The organism is Streptomyces sp. NPDC002958, assembly GCF_055563255.1.
Map to the genome: position 1 here is coordinate 49,204 of NZ_JBVHDS010000021.1, position 14,615 is coordinate 63,818.

Annotated in this window: 10 protein-coding genes; 5 read left to right on the plus strand and 5 right to left on the minus strand. The window is 70.2% G+C overall.

The annotated features are described in order from the left end of the window. Nucleotides 1–21 precede the first annotated feature (21 nt). Nucleotides 22–2,301, plus strand: coding sequence for a pyridoxal-phosphate dependent enzyme (locus ACZ3IC_RS27035; RefSeq protein WP_467420143.1), 2,280 nt, complete (start codon nt 22–24; stop codon nt 2,299–2,301). 240 nt (nt 2,302–2,541) lie between these two features. On the opposite strand, the gene ACZ3IC_RS27040 is transcribed toward ACZ3IC_RS27035, so the two are convergent. From ACZ3IC_RS27040 to ACZ3IC_RS27060, 5 genes are all read right to left on the minus strand, one after another. Further along, nucleotides 2,542–3,570: a MupA/Atu3671 family FMN-dependent luciferase-like monooxygenase gene (locus ACZ3IC_RS27040; RefSeq protein WP_467420145.1), complete on the minus strand. Its 1,029-nt coding sequence runs from the start codon at nt 3,568–3,570 to the stop codon at nt 2,542–2,544. A 65-nt stretch (nt 3,571–3,635) separates the two neighbouring features. After that, nucleotides 3,636–4,664: an isocitrate/isopropylmalate dehydrogenase family protein gene (locus ACZ3IC_RS27045; protein ID WP_467420148.1), complete on the minus strand. Its 1,029-nt coding sequence runs from the start codon at nt 4,662–4,664 to the stop codon at nt 3,636–3,638. Further along, on the minus strand, nt 4,661–5,260 hold the full coding sequence (gene leuD, locus ACZ3IC_RS27050) for a 3-isopropylmalate dehydratase small subunit (protein WP_467420150.1): 600 nt from the start codon (nt 5,258–5,260) through the stop codon (nt 4,661–4,663). The genes ACZ3IC_RS27045 and leuD overlap by 4 nt, the downstream gene beginning before the upstream one ends. A gap of 32 nt (nt 5,261–5,292) precedes the next feature. Further along, entirely contained in the window at nt 5,293–6,693 is a 1,401-nt protein-coding gene (leuC, locus tag ACZ3IC_RS27055; RefSeq protein WP_467420153.1) for a 3-isopropylmalate dehydratase large subunit, read from the minus strand. Further along, nucleotides 6,690–8,051: a LeuA family protein gene (locus ACZ3IC_RS27060; protein WP_467420155.1), complete on the minus strand. Its 1,362-nt coding sequence runs from the start codon at nt 8,049–8,051 to the stop codon at nt 6,690–6,692. Before ACZ3IC_RS27060 ends, leuC begins: the two co-directional genes overlap by 4 nt. A 163-nt stretch (nt 8,052–8,214) precedes the next feature. Between ACZ3IC_RS27060 and ACZ3IC_RS27065 the strand changes: the two genes are divergently transcribed. The 4 genes from ACZ3IC_RS27065 to ACZ3IC_RS27080 all read left to right on the plus strand — a co-directional run bounded on the left by ACZ3IC_RS27065 (nt 8,215) and on the right by ACZ3IC_RS27080 (nt 14,608). Further along, nucleotides 8,215–9,126 (plus strand): ArsR/SmtB family transcription factor, encoded by a 912-nt coding sequence (locus ACZ3IC_RS27065; RefSeq protein ID WP_467420157.1) that lies wholly within the window; start codon nt 8,215–8,217, stop codon nt 9,124–9,126. Between the two features lie 276 nt (nt 9,127–9,402). After that, nucleotides 9,403–11,190 carry a fatty acyl-AMP ligase gene (locus tag ACZ3IC_RS27070; RefSeq protein WP_467420159.1) on the plus strand — a complete coding sequence of 596 codons (1,788 nt, stop codon included), beginning with the start codon at nt 9,403–9,405 and terminating at the stop codon, nt 11,188–11,190. Further along, nucleotides 11,187–12,896 (plus strand): acyl-CoA dehydrogenase family protein, encoded by a 1,710-nt coding sequence (locus ACZ3IC_RS27075; protein ID WP_467420161.1) that lies wholly within the window; start codon nt 11,187–11,189, stop codon nt 12,894–12,896. Before ACZ3IC_RS27070 ends, ACZ3IC_RS27075 begins: the two co-directional genes overlap by 4 nt. Further along, complete coding sequence (locus ACZ3IC_RS27080) at nt 12,893–14,608, plus strand: acyl-CoA dehydrogenase (RefSeq protein ID WP_467420163.1); 1,716 nt, start codon at nt 12,893–12,895, stop codon at nt 14,606–14,608. Before ACZ3IC_RS27075 ends, ACZ3IC_RS27080 begins: the two co-directional genes overlap by 4 nt. Nucleotides 14,609–14,615: the final 7 nt, after the last annotated feature.

A 14,615-nucleotide genomic window follows, 5' to 3' on the forward strand; every position in this document is an offset into this window, starting at 1 on the left:
GGCGAAAACGGGAGGGAAGCCGTGATCTACGGCAGCATGCAAGAGGCGATCGGGCGGACTCCGCTCGTCCGGCTGCGTATGGATGCGCCGGAAGGCGTCCAGGTGTACGCGAAACTGGAGTTGGCCAACCCGTTCGCGATGAAGGACCGGGTGGCCCGCCACATCGTCCTCACGGCCCGGCGCCAGGGGGTGCTGCGCCCCGGAGCCCCGATCGTGGAGAGCTCCTCCGGCACGATGGCGCTCGGCGTCGCGCTGGTGGGCAGGGCGCTGGGGCACGAGGTGCACATCGTCACGGACCCGAGGATCGACGCGGTCACCAAGGCCAAGCTGCGATCCCTGGGCTGCGCGCTGCACGTGGTGCCCGAGATGACGTCCCAGGGCTGGCAGGGTGCGCGGCTGGAACGGCTCGACCAGTTGATGCGCGAGCTGCCCGGGGCCTTCTGGCCGCAGCAGTACAGCAATCCGGACAACCCGGGTGCCTACCGGGAGCTGGCCGATGAACTCCGGGGAGACCTCGGCCGGGTGGACACACTGGTCGGTGCCGTCGGCTCGGGCGGCTCGCTGTGCGGATCGGCACGAGCACTGCGCCGCACCCAGCCGGACCTGTGGGTGGTCGGGGTGGACTGCGTGGGCAGTGCCCTCTTCGAGCAGCCCGACGAGCCGAAGCGCCTGCAGAGCGGTCTCGGCAACAGCCTGCAGCCGAAGAACCTCGACCGGCGGGTCATCGACGAGGTCCACTGGCTCAACGACCGTGAGGCCTTCCAGGCGGCCGCCGCCCTCGCGGGCGAGCAGCAGATCTTCGCGGGGAACACCTCGGGGTCGGTCTACCGGGTCCTGGGCGATGTCGCCGCACGGGCCAGGCCGGGCACCACGGTCGTGGGGATCTTCCCCGACCGGGGCGACCGCTACGCGGACACCGTGCACGATCCGGACTACTGGGCCGCGCAGCGGCTCGACGAGCTGGAACTGTCCCTGACACCGGAAGCGGTCGACTACGGGACGCCGGTCCGGTCATGGTCGCGCGCGGACACCAAGGGCGCCGTCGACACGGACCGGCATCTGCTCTTCATCGAGTCCAACACCACCGGGACCGGCATGATGGCCCTGCGGTCGTCGGCCGGACTCGACCTGCGGCCGGTGCTGCTGACCGGCGATCCGGACCGCTATGCCGGCGTCGACGAGACCGGCTGCGAGATCCTGCTGTGCGACACCAACTCCCAGAACGCGCTCCGGTCGGCCATCCAGGACCGCTTCACGCGTGAGGAGATCGCCGGTGTCACCACCACCAGCGACTTCTACGTGCCGGCCGTCGCCGGTATCGCGCAATGGCTGGGCCTTCCCGGGAGCCCCGTCGAGGCCGTGACCACCTGCCGCAACAAGGCCCTGCTGCGCGCAGCACTCGACGGGGCGGGCGTGGCTCAGCCGGGCTATGCGGTCGTGACCGATCCGGACGAGGTGGCCGGTGCTGTTGGGGCGGTGGGCCTCCCCTGCGTGGTCAAGCCTGCCGACGACTCGGCCTCCAACAACGTGCTGCTCTGCCACACCCTGGAACAGGCGGCCGCGCAGGCTGAGTTGATTCTCGCCATCCACACCAACGTCCGCGGTATGCCCACCGCCCGGACGGTGCTCGTCGAGGAGTTCGTGGACGCTCCCGAGTTCAGCGTGGAGATGTTCAGCCGCGACGGCGCGGCTGAATGCGTCGGCATCACGGCCAAACGGGTGGGCGGCGCACCGTACTTCGTGGAGCACGGGCACACCTTCCCGGCCGAACTGCCGGCGGACACCCGCGCCGCGCTCGTCGACATCGCGGCCGCGGCGCTGACCGCCTGCGGTGTGGAGCTGGGCCCCACGCACACCGAGGTCCGGCTCACCGCCGAGGGGCCCGTGATCATCGAGATCAATCCCCGCCTGGCCGGCGGGATGATTCCCGAACTGATACGTCTGGCCACCGGAGTCGACCTGCTGGAGCAGCAGCTGCGGGCAGCGGTCGGCCTGTCGCCCGTCCTCGTTCCGACGCGCGAGAGGTATGCGGGAATCGAGTTCCTGATCGCGGACCGGGAAGGCGTGCTGACGGCGGTCGGCGGAGTACCGGCCGCCACCGAGGCCGGCGGTGTCGAGCAGGTGAAGGTCACCGGAAGAACCGGAGCCCGGGTGCGTCCGGCGCGCAGCGCCTACGACAGGCTGGGCCACGTCATCGCGAGCGCGGCGAGCCCGGCGGCGGTGGCCGACGCCCTCGACGCCGCTGTCGGCGCCGTACGGCTCGATGTGGCGGACGGGCCGCCCAGGAGCACGGTCGGCTGAGAACCTGTCGGAGGTCATCCGACAGGCTCTGAGGCCTCCGGCAGACCGGAGACGGCCGGTGCGGACGCGGGGCGCGCCGAGGGTGGGCCCCGCGTCCGCACCCCGGTGCGCCCGCCCTGTTACGCCCCCGGATTCACGGTCGCACGGCGGTGGCGCACAGCCGAAGGCTCCCGCTGGACAACCCGTTCAACGCGTTGTCCAGCGGGAGCCTTCGGCGTTCCGTACGACGCGCCCGGGTTCTCAGGCCCAGGCGCGGCGCAGCTGGTCCAGGTGTTCCAGTCCGCCGAGCACGGTGTCGGCGTCGTCGACGAAGTCGATCAGGCACGCCACCTCGTCGACACCTGCCGCCTTCACGCTCTGCAACAGTTCCGCGTTCTCCTCGACGGTGCCGAAGAGGCCGCCCGTCTCGAAGTACTTGTCGAAGCCGAGAGAGACCAGGAAGTCCATGTCCTCGGGCGCGAGGTCCTCCGGATCCAGGTCGGGCATGATGTCGCCCGCGGCCTTGAGGAGCAGCCCGAGCGAGTTGCGCAGATACGCGCTGAACGGTTCGCGCACGATCTCGCGGACCGTCTCCCGGTCGGAGCCGAGGAAGGTGTGGAGCATCAGCACCACATGGCCGGGGCGGTCCTTCTCCGGCAGCGCCTCCCGGTAGAGGGCGATCTTCGACGCCAGTTCCTCGACCGACTGTCCGAGCAGATGAGTGAGCAGCCCGACGCCCATCTCGCCCGCCTCACGGAACGTCTCGGGGTTGCCCGCCGCGGTCAGCCAGACCGGGAGCTCCGGGCGTACCGGCTCGGGGTAGGTGCGCAGCTCGCGCGTTTCGCCGTCGCCGTCGGGCACGGCGATGGCGCCACCGCGCCACAGCTCCTTCACCTCCGTGATGGTCCGTGCCAGCACCGCCTTGCGATCGCTGTAGTTGTGCGGGGCGAGCGCGAAGTCCGCGGCGTGCCAGCCGGACGCGAAGGACAGGCCGACCCGGCCGCCGGACAGGTTGTCGACGACGGACCACTCCTCAGCGATCCGGAGGGGGTGGTGCAGCGGTGCCACCACACTGCCCGACCGGATCTGGACGCGCTCGGTCACCGCCGCCACGGCCGCACCGGTGACGGCTGGATTGGGGTAGGCGCCGCCGAAGGCATGGAAGTGCCGCTCGGGCGTCCATACGGAGGTGAATCCGTGGGTGTCGGCGAAGCGCGCCCCTTCGAGCAGCAGGCGATAACCGTCCGTGCCGGCCGAGTTGTTGGCAAAGTAGAACAGGCCGAAATCCACCGGTTTCCTCTCGTCTGTGTGCGGCTGCGGTCAGGACTGCGGGGCCGGTGTGCTCCGGCCCCCTGTCAGGACAGTTCGTCGAGTACCGCGGTGCCCGCCTGCGAGGTGCTGAGCGAGCCGCCGAGGTCCGGGGTGCAGAGCTGCTTCGCGATGGTCCGCCCGACCGCGTCCCGTACCGCTGAGGCTTCCGTGCCGCGCGACGCGCAGTCCAGCAGCAGGGCGGCGCTGAGAATCGCCGCCAGCGGGTTGGCGGTTTTGGTCCCCGCGAGGTCCGGGGCCGATCCGTGGACCGGCTCGCACAGGGCGAAGCCGGTCTCCGGATTGAGGTTCGCCGAGGCCGCGGTGCCCATGCCGCCCGCCAGCTGGGCGGTGAGGTCGCTCAGCACATCGCCGTGCGCGTTGTTGGCCACGATCATGTCGAACACGGTCGGGTCGTCCACGAGGTGCATCACCGCGGCGTCGACGTAGAGATGGCGGGTGACCAGGTCCGGCCGCCGGGCCGAGGCCTCGCGGAAGCAGCGCTGCCACAGCGATCCGTTGTTCGGCACGGCGTTGGCCTTGTCGACCAGGCAGACCGACTTCGTGGCGTGGGCGAACGCGAACTGCATCGCCCGGCTCACCCCGCGGTGGGTGCTCAGCTCGGTGTCGATGGCCGTCTCGTGCTCGGTCCCGGCGCGCAGTGTGCCGCCGATACCCACGTACAGGCCCTCGGTGTTCTCGCGCACCACCGTGCAGTCGATGGCCCTGCGTTCCGGGTCGCGCAGCGGGCTGAGCCGGTCGTGCAGCAGCTTCGCCGGGCGGTGGTTGATGTAGAGGTCGAGGTCGAACCGCAGACGCAGCAGGACGTCCCGGGCGTAGTCGGGACCGGTGACGCGGGGGTCGCCCACCGCGCCGAGGAGTGCGCCGTCGCTGTCGGCGATCCGGGCGAAGTCCTTGTCGGACAGGGCCGATCCGGTGGCCAGGTACGTGTCGGCGTTGACATGGTCGAGGACGTCGGTCTCCAGATCGGGGGCCACCGCCTTCAGGACGCGCAGCGCCTCCGCGACGACCTCGGGTCCGATTCCGTCCCCGGGCAGGACGGCGATGCGCCTCACAGTTCCCCTCCGGAGGGCCTGGGCATCCAGTGCGGCCTGGTCTGCTCGTAGCGTGCGATCACTTCATGGGACTTCAGGGTCACCTCGATGTCGTCGAGGCCGTCGAGCAGCAGCCGGCGGGCGCGGGCCGCGACGTCGAATGCCCACTGCCGCTCGCCGTCGACGACCCGCTGTTCGCGCAGATCGACCGTCAGCGTGAACGAGGGCGCCGCCTCGGCACGGTTCAGCAGCCCCTCCACGGCCTTTGCCGGAAGAGCCACGGCGAGCAGGCCGTTGCGCAGTGCGTTGCGCAGGAAGATGTCGCCGAAGCTGGGGGCGATCACGGCCCGGAACCCCCAGTCCCGCAGCGCCCACACCGCGTGCTCGCGGGAGGATCCGGTGCCGAAGTTCGGCCCCGCCAGCAGGATGCTCGCTCCCGCGCGCTCGGGCTCGTTCAGTACGAAACCTGGGTCCTTGCGCCACCGGTTGAACAGCGCGTCCGAGAAACCCGTCTTGGTGAGTTTGCGGCAGTGCCGGGCCGGGATGATCTGGTCGGTGTCCACGTCGCTGCGGCGCAGCGGCACACAGGTGCCGGTGTGCTCGGTGAGCGCGTCCATGGTTCCTCGTTCCTGTTGTCTGTCCGCAGCGGTCAGTCGAGATCGGCGGGGGAGGCGAGCCGCCCCACGAGGGCTGTCGCGGCCGCCATGGCGGGGGAGACGAGGTGGGTACGTGCCCCCGTGCCCTGGCGGCCTTCGTAGTTGCGGTTGGAGGTGGAGGCACAGCGCTGTGCGGCGGTCAGCCGGTCCGGGTTCATACCGAGGCACATCGAGCAGCCGGCGAACCGCCACTGCGCGCCCGCCTCGGTGAACACCTTGTCCAGCCCCTCCGCCTCCGCCGCCCGCCTGACCTCCATCGAGCCGGGTACGACGAGCATCTCGACACCGGGGGCGACGGCACGGCCCCGCAGCACGTCGGCCGCCGCCCTGAGGTCCTCGAGCCTGCCGTTGGTGCAGGAGCCGAGGAACACCGCGTCGACCGGAATGTCCCGCATGGGCGTCCCGGGCGTCAGGCCCATGTACTCCAGCGCCTTGCGGGCGACGGCGCGTTCGACCGGATCGGCGAGCGCCTCGGGGTCGGGCACGCGCTCGCCGATGCCCACGGCCTGGCCCGGGTTGGTGCCCCAGGTGACATGCGGGGTCAGGGACGAGGCGTCGATCACCACCGTACGGTCGAAGGACGCACCCTCGTCGGTGCGCAGCTCGTGCCAATGGGCCACGGCCTCGTCCCAGGCCGCGCCCCGCGGGCTCTCCGGGCGGGTGCGCAGATAGTCGAGCGTCGTCTCGTCCGGTGCGACGACACCGGCCCGGGCCCCGGCCTCGACGCTCATGTTGCACAGCGTCATACGGCCTTCGACGGAGAGGGCGCGCACTGCCTCGCCGCGGTACTCCAGGACGTGTCCGTGTGCGCCGTTGGCACCGAGCTCGGCCAGGAGAGCCAGGGCGAGGTCCTTGGCGGTGACGTCTGCGCGCGGGATGCCGACGAACTCCGCCGCCATCGTCCGGGGCCGTTGCAGCGCGAGCACCTGGGTGGCCAGCACATGCTCGACGTCGCTGGTGCCGACGCCGAAGGCCAGCGCGCCGAACGCGCCGTGCGTCGAGGTGTGGCTGTCGCCGCAGGTGACTGTCATACCGGGCAGGACGATCCCCAGCTCGGGGCCCACCACATGCACGATTCCCTGGCGGTCGTCGCCGTGGCTGAAGAGCCGGATGCCCTGCTCGGCGCAGTTGCGCCGCAATGTCTCCACCTGGAGGGAGGCCACCGGGTCGGTGATGGTCAGGGAATCGGTGGGGACGTTGTGGTCCTCGACGGCCAGGGTCAGATCGGGCCTGCGGACACGGCGGCCCGCCTGGGCCAGCCCGTCGAACGCCTGCGCCGAGGTGGCTTCGTGAATGAGATGCAGGTCGATGTAGAGGAGCTCGGCCCCGTCCTCCTCCCGCTGGACGACATGGGCGTCCCACAGCTTGTCGACCAGCGTCGAAGGCGCCCTCATGACGACGCCGCCGACTCGGCGAAACGGGCCGCGAGCCGCTGGGCCAGGTCGTTCAGTTCGTCGCACTCGCCCGCAGGCCGCGAGGCCACGAACTCCTCGTACAGCGCGTCCACGAGCTCGTCCTCGGCCGGGAGGTCCATGCGGGTGAGCAGGTAGCGCAGGATCGACCTGCCCGAGTGCCGGCCGACGAGCAGGGAGCGTTCACGTCCGAAAAGGTTTGGGTTCAGGTATTCGTAGTTGATCGGATTCTTGAGAATTCCCGCCTGGTGTATTCCGGCCTCCGTCGCAAACGCGTTGACGCCGAAAACCGCCTTGTTGCGAATCGGTGCGAGTGCAATGCTCTTTGAGAGCAGGAGATAGGCGGGGTAGAGGCCGGCCAGTTGCACATCGATGGTGGCGCCGAACTGGTCGCCCTTGTGTGTCAAAACGGATGCGAGCTCTTCGAGCGGTGTGTTCCCCGCGCGTTCTCCGATTCCGCCGAGGGTTGCCTGCACCTCGTTCGCACCCGCCTGGATTCCGGCAAGTGCATTGGCGAGAGAGAGGCCCATATCGTCATGACAATGAGTGGATAGGATGATTTCGTCCGGTATCCATGACCGGACGGAAGCGCACAGGTCGCCGTACTCCTGGGGGGTTGCGCACCCCGTCGTGTCGGCGAGGATCACCGTGGTGGCACCGTCCTCGACGGCGGCGGTGACGAGCGCCTCGATGTGGTCCTTGCTGCCGCGGCTGGCGTCCTCGACACCGAAGGAGATGTCGGTCGCCCCGAGATCGGCGGCGAGTCGGATCGCGTCGCGCACCTCCTGGACGGATTCGGCCCGGGTGATGCCCCGCTTGTGCTCAAGGTGCAGGTCACTGCCGGTGCCGCAGATCTGCACCTGGTGGTTGGGGCGAGCGCCGCCGGCGGCCATGGAAGCCCGGACATCTGAGGTGGACGCACGGTTGAAGGTCGCGAAGCGTGCGGTCGTCAGGGACTCGGCGATCAGCCGGGTGGCCTCGGCGTCCGCGGGGGACGAGCCGGGGAAGCCGGCTTCCACGATGTCCGCTCCGTAAGCCTCGGCGGCCAGTGCCAGCGGCAATTTCTGTTCCGGCGACATGGAATTGCCAGGTGCTTGTTCTCCGTCGCGCAATGTGGCATCGAATACGGAGATCCGGCGTCGGCGGTATGTGCTGTCAATAGTCACGTGGTCGCCCCCTGGACGGTGTCGAGTGCCTTTTTCGGGTGGATGGACTCTGCTGCCGCGGCCTCCTCCGATTTTGCACCGGAGGAATAGTAATTCGAGCAGTGGCGGGCCGTGCAGGTTTTCATGCTCAGGTGAAAGTCCCTGATATGTGAATAGAGCGTAAAGTGACTCCATGGAGTCGCATCGTTACTGTGTGTGTCCGATCTGGCCGGGGTGGCATCCATCATTCGTCTTGATCTGAAACTCATTGCGGCATCGCAGTCGCCGGACGACACTCCAAGAGCTTCGTCGAGCTCACCGGCTCGCCAGAATTTCGTCCATGATCTGGGGGAGATCAGTGCAGCGGATTCAATTCACCGTCCAGGATCTGACGCGTATCACCATTGCGCCGGCCGGTGACCCGGCGGTGGAGACGGCGCTTGCCGCCGATCTCCTGCGACGCAGGAGCGGGGGTACGATTTTTGGGCGTTGGCGTGATCTGGTCAGTCAGGCGGCGACATTCCGCCTGCCGCCGCGGCCTCGTGTGCCCGACCACCTCGAACTGCTCGCGCAGGCCAGTGGCGCGGCCGTTCTGCACGACTGGACGGGGGGCCGGGAGCCCGTCACCGACAGCGATTTCTACGAGTGCGTGGTGGCCCCGTACTGGGAGCGCATCAACGCCTATCTCAAGGCCGATGCCGAACACCGCAGCCGCATCTTCCTCGGCGGCGGGGTGGAGGCCCTGCTCGGCACCCTGCACGCGTGCATCGAGTGGAACGCACCGCTGCTCGAACTGGACAACGGCCTGGAGGGGGAGATCCGTCCCGAGGGCGCGGGCCTGATGATCGTGCCCTCGCTGTTCCTGCACAGCAGGCCGGTGGTGTACACCGGTTCGGGCACGGGGAACACCCCGCCCGTCCTGGTGTACCCGGTCCCGCTGGACGCGGTGACGGCGGCGGCGATGTGGGACGAGCCGGAGCACCAGGACAGGGCGCTCGGCGCGCTCATGGGTCGCACCCGGGCGAGCGTCCTCATGGCGCTGACCGAGAGCTGCACCACGACCGAGCTCGGGCGCCGGCTCGGCATCTCGGCCGCCGCGGCGAGCCAGCACACGACCGTGCTGCGGGCGGCCGGACTGATCACCAGCCGTCGCAAGCTCAACGCGGTGCTGCACTCCCTCACCGACCTGGGCCTGACGCTGCTCAGGGAAAGCGAGGAATTCCCCCTTGCGGCGTCGGAGCGGCTCTCCGAATGCTGCCGCGCTTCCTGATGCCCGCCGGTCGCCCTCACTAGCCACAGGCGGTAATGCAAGGTCTTTTACGGATATTCCCGGATGTTTTCGTGGGCTCCGGGCTGCCCTGCGCTGCCCGGAGGTCCGCGGTGTCACACACGTACTCCCCTTACTCACGACGTTTCTCACGACGTTTCTCACGACGTTTCTCACGACATTTCTCATGACGTTTCTCATCACGCGACAGATCCGAAGAACCCGCCGCGGCGCTGTGTGGAACCCCGACGGACGGCCACCGGTACGGAGAGGCATTCAGTGGGCTACGAGATGATCGAGAACCTCAGGCAGGCAGCCTCGTTGGGCGCCCTCCTGCGCGAGCACGCGCGCGACCGTGCGGACCAGGACGCCGTGGTGTTCGTGCGCGATCCGCAGACGGGCGACGCGGACACCCTCAGTTACGCACAGCTCGACCGACGGGCCGGGGACATCGCCACGGTCCTGCGCACAGCGGCCCGGCAGGGCGACCGGGTGCTGCTGCTGTACCCGCAGGGCATTGAGTGCGTCGCGGCCTTCGCCGGCTGTCTGTACGCGGGCATGCTCGCGGTGGTGGCCCCGATGCCGGGCAGCTACCAGCAGGATCGCAAGCGGGTCACCTCGATCGTCTCCGATGCCGGGATCTCCGTGGTGCTCACGGACACCGCGAACCTGGCGGCGGTCCAGGAGTGGGTCGACGCCTGCGAGCTGCCCGGCCTGCGCGTCCTGGCCGGCGACACCTTCGACGACAGCGAGGGCGACCCCGTGCCGCTCGCGCCGGCCGACCGGTCGACGACGGCGATGCTCCAGTACACCTCGGGCTCCACGAGCGAGCCCAAGGGCGTCGAGGTGACCCACGGCAACCTGCTGCACGACATCGCGGCGTTCGTCGACGCCCTCGGCGCCGATGAGCCGGTCAGGACGGGCGGCTGGGCGCCGCTCTACCACGACCTGGGCCTCATCCTGCAGACACTCGCGCCGCTGGCCACGGGCAGCACGGCGGTCCTGATGTCGGCTGTGACGTTCGTGAAGCGGCCCTTCCAGTGGCTGAAGCTCGTCGACAGCTACGACCTGGCGTTCTCCGCCGCACCGAACTTCGCCTACGAGCTGTGCACCGTGAAGGTCACCGACGAGCAGCTGGCCGCCCTCGACCTGTCCCGATGGCGCTACGCGCTCAGCGGCGCCGAGCCGGTACAGGTGTCGACCATGCGCAGGTTCACCGGCCGCTTCGCCGCCGCAGGGCTCAAGCCCGAGGCGTTCGGCGCGTGTTACGGCCTCGCCGAGAGCACCGTCTTCGTCTCCGGCTCACCCGGGCGCGTACAGGTCGTCGCCGATCTCGACCCGGTGCTGCTGGAGCGCGGGGAACTGCGGCGGGTGACGGGAGGCACCCCCGGGCGCCCGATGCCCAGCAACGGCCCGGTGCGCGATGTGGAGGCGCGGATCGTCGACCCCGACACCCGTACGGAGCTGCCCGCGGGGTCCGTCGGGGAGATCTGGCTGCGCGGCGAGAGCGTCGCCCGCGGCTACTGGGGCAACTCCCGGGCGACCGCCGAGACATTCCACGCACACACCGAGGACGGTGACGGACCGTTCCTGCGCACCGGCGACCTGGGCGGCTTCCTGGACGGAGAGCTGTACATCACCGGGCGTCGCAAGGACCTGATGATCATCAGCGGGCGCAATCTGCACCCGCAGGACGTCGAACACGCCCTGCGCGACCGGCACGCGGAACTGGACGGGTTGCCGGGCGCGGTCTTCACCGTGCCGGTGGAGAACGGTGACGGACTGAGCGACGACGCGCTCATCGTGCTCCAGGAAGTGCGTGGACGCCCTTCCCCGGACAGGGCTCAGGCGCTCGTACGCACCATGCGTGACACGGTCTCCAGCGAGTTCGGGGTACGTGCCGCCGGAGTGCTGCTGGTCCGCAGGGCCGGAGTCCGGCGCACCACGAGCGGCAAGATCCAGCGTGCGGCCATGCGGGAGCTGTTCCTCTCCGGCGGCGTCGAACCGCTCTTCGCGGAGTTCGACCCACGGTTCGCCGGGCTCGCCGGGCAGGGGCGCACGGCGTGAGCGGCCCCGGTACCGGGCTCGGTGCGGCCCGGCTCGACGACCTGCTGAACCGGGCCGCCGGTCCGGGCGGTGCCTTCGACCCCGCCGAACTCGCCCGACTGGACGAGGCGGAGGAGTTTCCCGAGGCCGCCCACGGGCTGCTCACCGACGCGGGCATGGGCGCGCACTACGTTCCCAAGCGCCACGGCGGCCTGCTGCACGGCCTGGACGGTCTGATGGCCGTACTACGGACCGTCGCCCGCCGCGACCTCACCGTCGCCATCGCCCACGGCAAGACATTCCTCGGCGCCATGCCCGTCTGGGTCGCGGGTGACGAGGAGCAGGCCGAACGGCTCGCCCACGAGATCCGCTCCGGTGCCGAGGTGTGCTGGGGGCTGACCGAGGCCGGCAGCGGCAGCGACCTTCTCGCCGGCCGCCTTGCCGCGCGGCCCGTAGCCGACGGCCTCGAACTCGACGGCGAGAAATGGCTGATCAACAATGCCACCCGGGCCCGGTTCGCCTGTGTGCTGGCCCGCACCCGGCCCGAGGGCGGCCCGCGCGGCTTCGGCTTCGTCCTGGTGGACAAGGACACCCTGCCCACCGACGCGTATCACGCGCTGCCCAAGGAAGCCACGCACGGGATCCGCGGAGCGGACATCAGCGGCATCGCCCTCACCGGCGCACGGGTACCCGGCTCGGCGCTCGTCGGGCCGGACGGCTCCGGTTTCGAGGTCGTACTCAAATCGCTGCAGCTCACCAGGATCTTCGCCACCTCCCTCTCACTCGGCGCGGCGGACCACGCGCTGTCGCTGGCCGTGCGCTTCCTCGACGACCGCCCCCTGTACGGGCAACAACTCGCCGACCTGCCCCGAGTCCGCCGGATCCTGGGTGACGCCGCGGCGGCGGTGCTGCTCGCCGAGGCGGTCGCCGTACTGGCCGGCCGCGCGGCCCAGACGATGACCGGTGAGCTCGGCATCATCTCCGCCGTCACCAAGGCGTTCGTACCGACGACGGTGCAGCGCGCGGTGGACGCCCTGGCCGACCTCCTCGGCGTGCGCGGCTTCCTGACCACCGTCCTGGAGCACGGCGCGTTCGCCAAACTCGACCGCGACCACCGGATCGTGGCCGTCTTCGACGGCAGTACGGCCGTCAACCGGCACGCGCTGATCACCGCGTTCCCGCTGCTCGCCCGCGCCCACGCCAGGGGAGCCCGCGACGAGCCGGGGATGCTGGCCGCGGCCAGGATCGGCGCCGAACAGCCACCGCTGGATCCGGCACGGCTCTCACTGATCAGCGCCGGCGGGTGCACTGTCGTCCAGTCACTGCCGGAAGCGGCCGAACTGGCCGCGCAGCGGGGCCACGAGGACATCGCCGTCGGCGCCCGCCTCCTGGCCGAGGAGTCGGAACGGCTGCACAAGGAGATCGCCTCACGGCACGAGGCCCCCGGATTCGCGTCCGCCGAGGCGTTCGACCTCGCCCAGCGTTACGAACTCTGCTTCGCGGGCGCGTCCTGCCTGGCCCTGTGGCTGAACAACGAGCCGGCACCCGGGGCGCGTTGGTGGCGCGACGCCCTGTGGGTGCGCGCCTGTCTGACCGTCGTACTCACCCGGCTCGGCCTCGAACCGCCCGCCGGACCCGACGCCCGCGACCTGCTCTGCGACGAGCTGCTCGCCGCAGGTCGGGCCGAAGAGGAATTCTCGTTGCTCTGCGGCCTGGAGGCCTCATGACCACCGACCACTCCCGCATCGGCGCGCTGGAACGCCACCTCGGGGACCCCTTCGACGAGACCAACCCGGTGGGATTCGCCGCGCTGCTACGGGCGGACGAGCGCGGGGAGATGTGCGCCGAGGGCGAGCGGGCCCTGGACGAGTACGGGTTCAACGCGGAGTTCGTCCCCGTGGAACTGGGCGGCCGGCTGTCCCGGCTCGACGATGTCGTCGCCGCCCTGCGCGCCCTCTACCGACGGGATCCTTCCCTCGGGCTCGGCTACGGCATGAGCTCGTTCATCTCCTCGGTCAACGTCTGGCTCGCCGGTGACGAGGAGCAGCGTCGTACCGCCGCCGCACTGCTGCTCGGCAACCACCGGATCGCCGCGGCCTACCACGAGCTCGCCCACGGCAATGACATGGCGGGCGTGGAGTGTGCCGTCGTCGACGTGGACGGGACTCCCGTACTGCGCGGACGCAAGGAAGTCGTCACCAATGTGCGCCGCGCCCAGGGTCTCGTCGTCTTCGCCCGCACCGACGAGCGGCCCGGCAGCCGCAGCCATTCCCAGGTCCTGCTGGACAAGCGCACGCTCGATGGGAACCTGCTGCGCGATCTGCCCCGCTACCCCAGCTCGGGCATGCGTGGGGTGCAGCTGCACGGCATCGAGTTCGATGACTGTCCGCTGCCGCCGCACAGCATCCTCGGACGCGCCGGCGACGGTCTGGAGACCGCGATGCGCTCCTTCCAGATCACCAGGACCATTTTGCCCGCCGTGATGTGCGGACCGGTGGAGACCGGACTCCGGGTGGCGCTGAACCACCTGACCACGAGAAAGCTCTACGGAGCCACGGCGACCGAGCTGCCCCATCTGCGCTCCGCGCTCGCCGGTGTCTTCGCCGACCTGCTGCTCGTCGAGTGCTTCGGCGCCGCCGCGATCAGGGCCGTGCACGTGCTTCCCGGCGAAGCGAGCGTGCTGTCCTCCGTGTTCAAGCACTTCGGGTCAGCGGTACTGCTCGACGCCATGAGCACCCTGTCCGAACTGCTCGGCGCCCACTTCTACCTGCGGACCGGTCCTGCGGCGATCTTCCAGAAGCTGCTGCGCGACGTACGCCTGGTCGGCTTCGGCCACGCCGCGCGCGGCGCCTGCGAATCGGCCGTACTTCCCCAGCTCCCGGTGCTCGCCCGGCGCTCCTGGTCGGCGCCGCAGGCGGCCGACGCACCGGACGGACTCTTCGACCTCGCCGCCGGCCTCGGGCCGCTGGAGTTCGACCGGCTGAGGCTCTCCGCCGGCGGACGCGACCACCTGAGCGGTTCGCTGACCGAATCCGTCTCCCGGCTCAGCGGCCCCGCCGCCGCCCTCGGCGAACAGTTCCTCGCCGAGCACGCCGCACTGGCGCGAGACTGCCGCGGCCTCGGGCCCGCGGACGTCACGGTCATGGCGGCCGCCGATGCCTCGCGCCTGGTGACCCGTACCGGACACGTGCTCGCGGCCGCGTCCACCCTGGGCATCTGGCGCCACAACATCGGCGGCGGCGGACTGCCCGACGACCCCATCTGGCCGCAGGCCCTGCTGACCCGTCTCCACGGACGTCTGCGGGGCAGGTCCGGCCCGCTGCCCGCGGCGGCCGTGGACGCGCTGTACGCCGAGCTGCTCGACCGGTTCCAGGCCGGCCGTTCCTTCGACCTCACCGCACAACTCCTGCCCGACGGGCGCCTGGCGGCGAGGCCGTGACCCCAAC

Bases quoted from the DNA above. Each gene is read 5' to 3' on its own strand.
- leuD (WP_467420150.1), bottom strand. From the start codon at position 5,260: ATGGACGCGCTCACCGAGCACACCGGCACCTGTGTGCCGCTGCGCCGC.
- leuC (WP_467420153.1), bottom strand. From the start codon at position 6,693: ATGAGGGCGCCTTCGACGCTGGTCGACAAGCTGTGGGACGCCCATGTC.
- ACZ3IC_RS27060 (WP_467420155.1), bottom strand. From the start codon at position 8,051: ATGGAGTCACTTTACGCTCTATTCACATATCAGGGACTTTCACCTGAG.
- ACZ3IC_RS27080 (WP_467420163.1), top strand. From the start codon at position 12,893: ATGACCACCGACCACTCCCGCATCGGCGCGCTGGAACGCCACCTCGGG.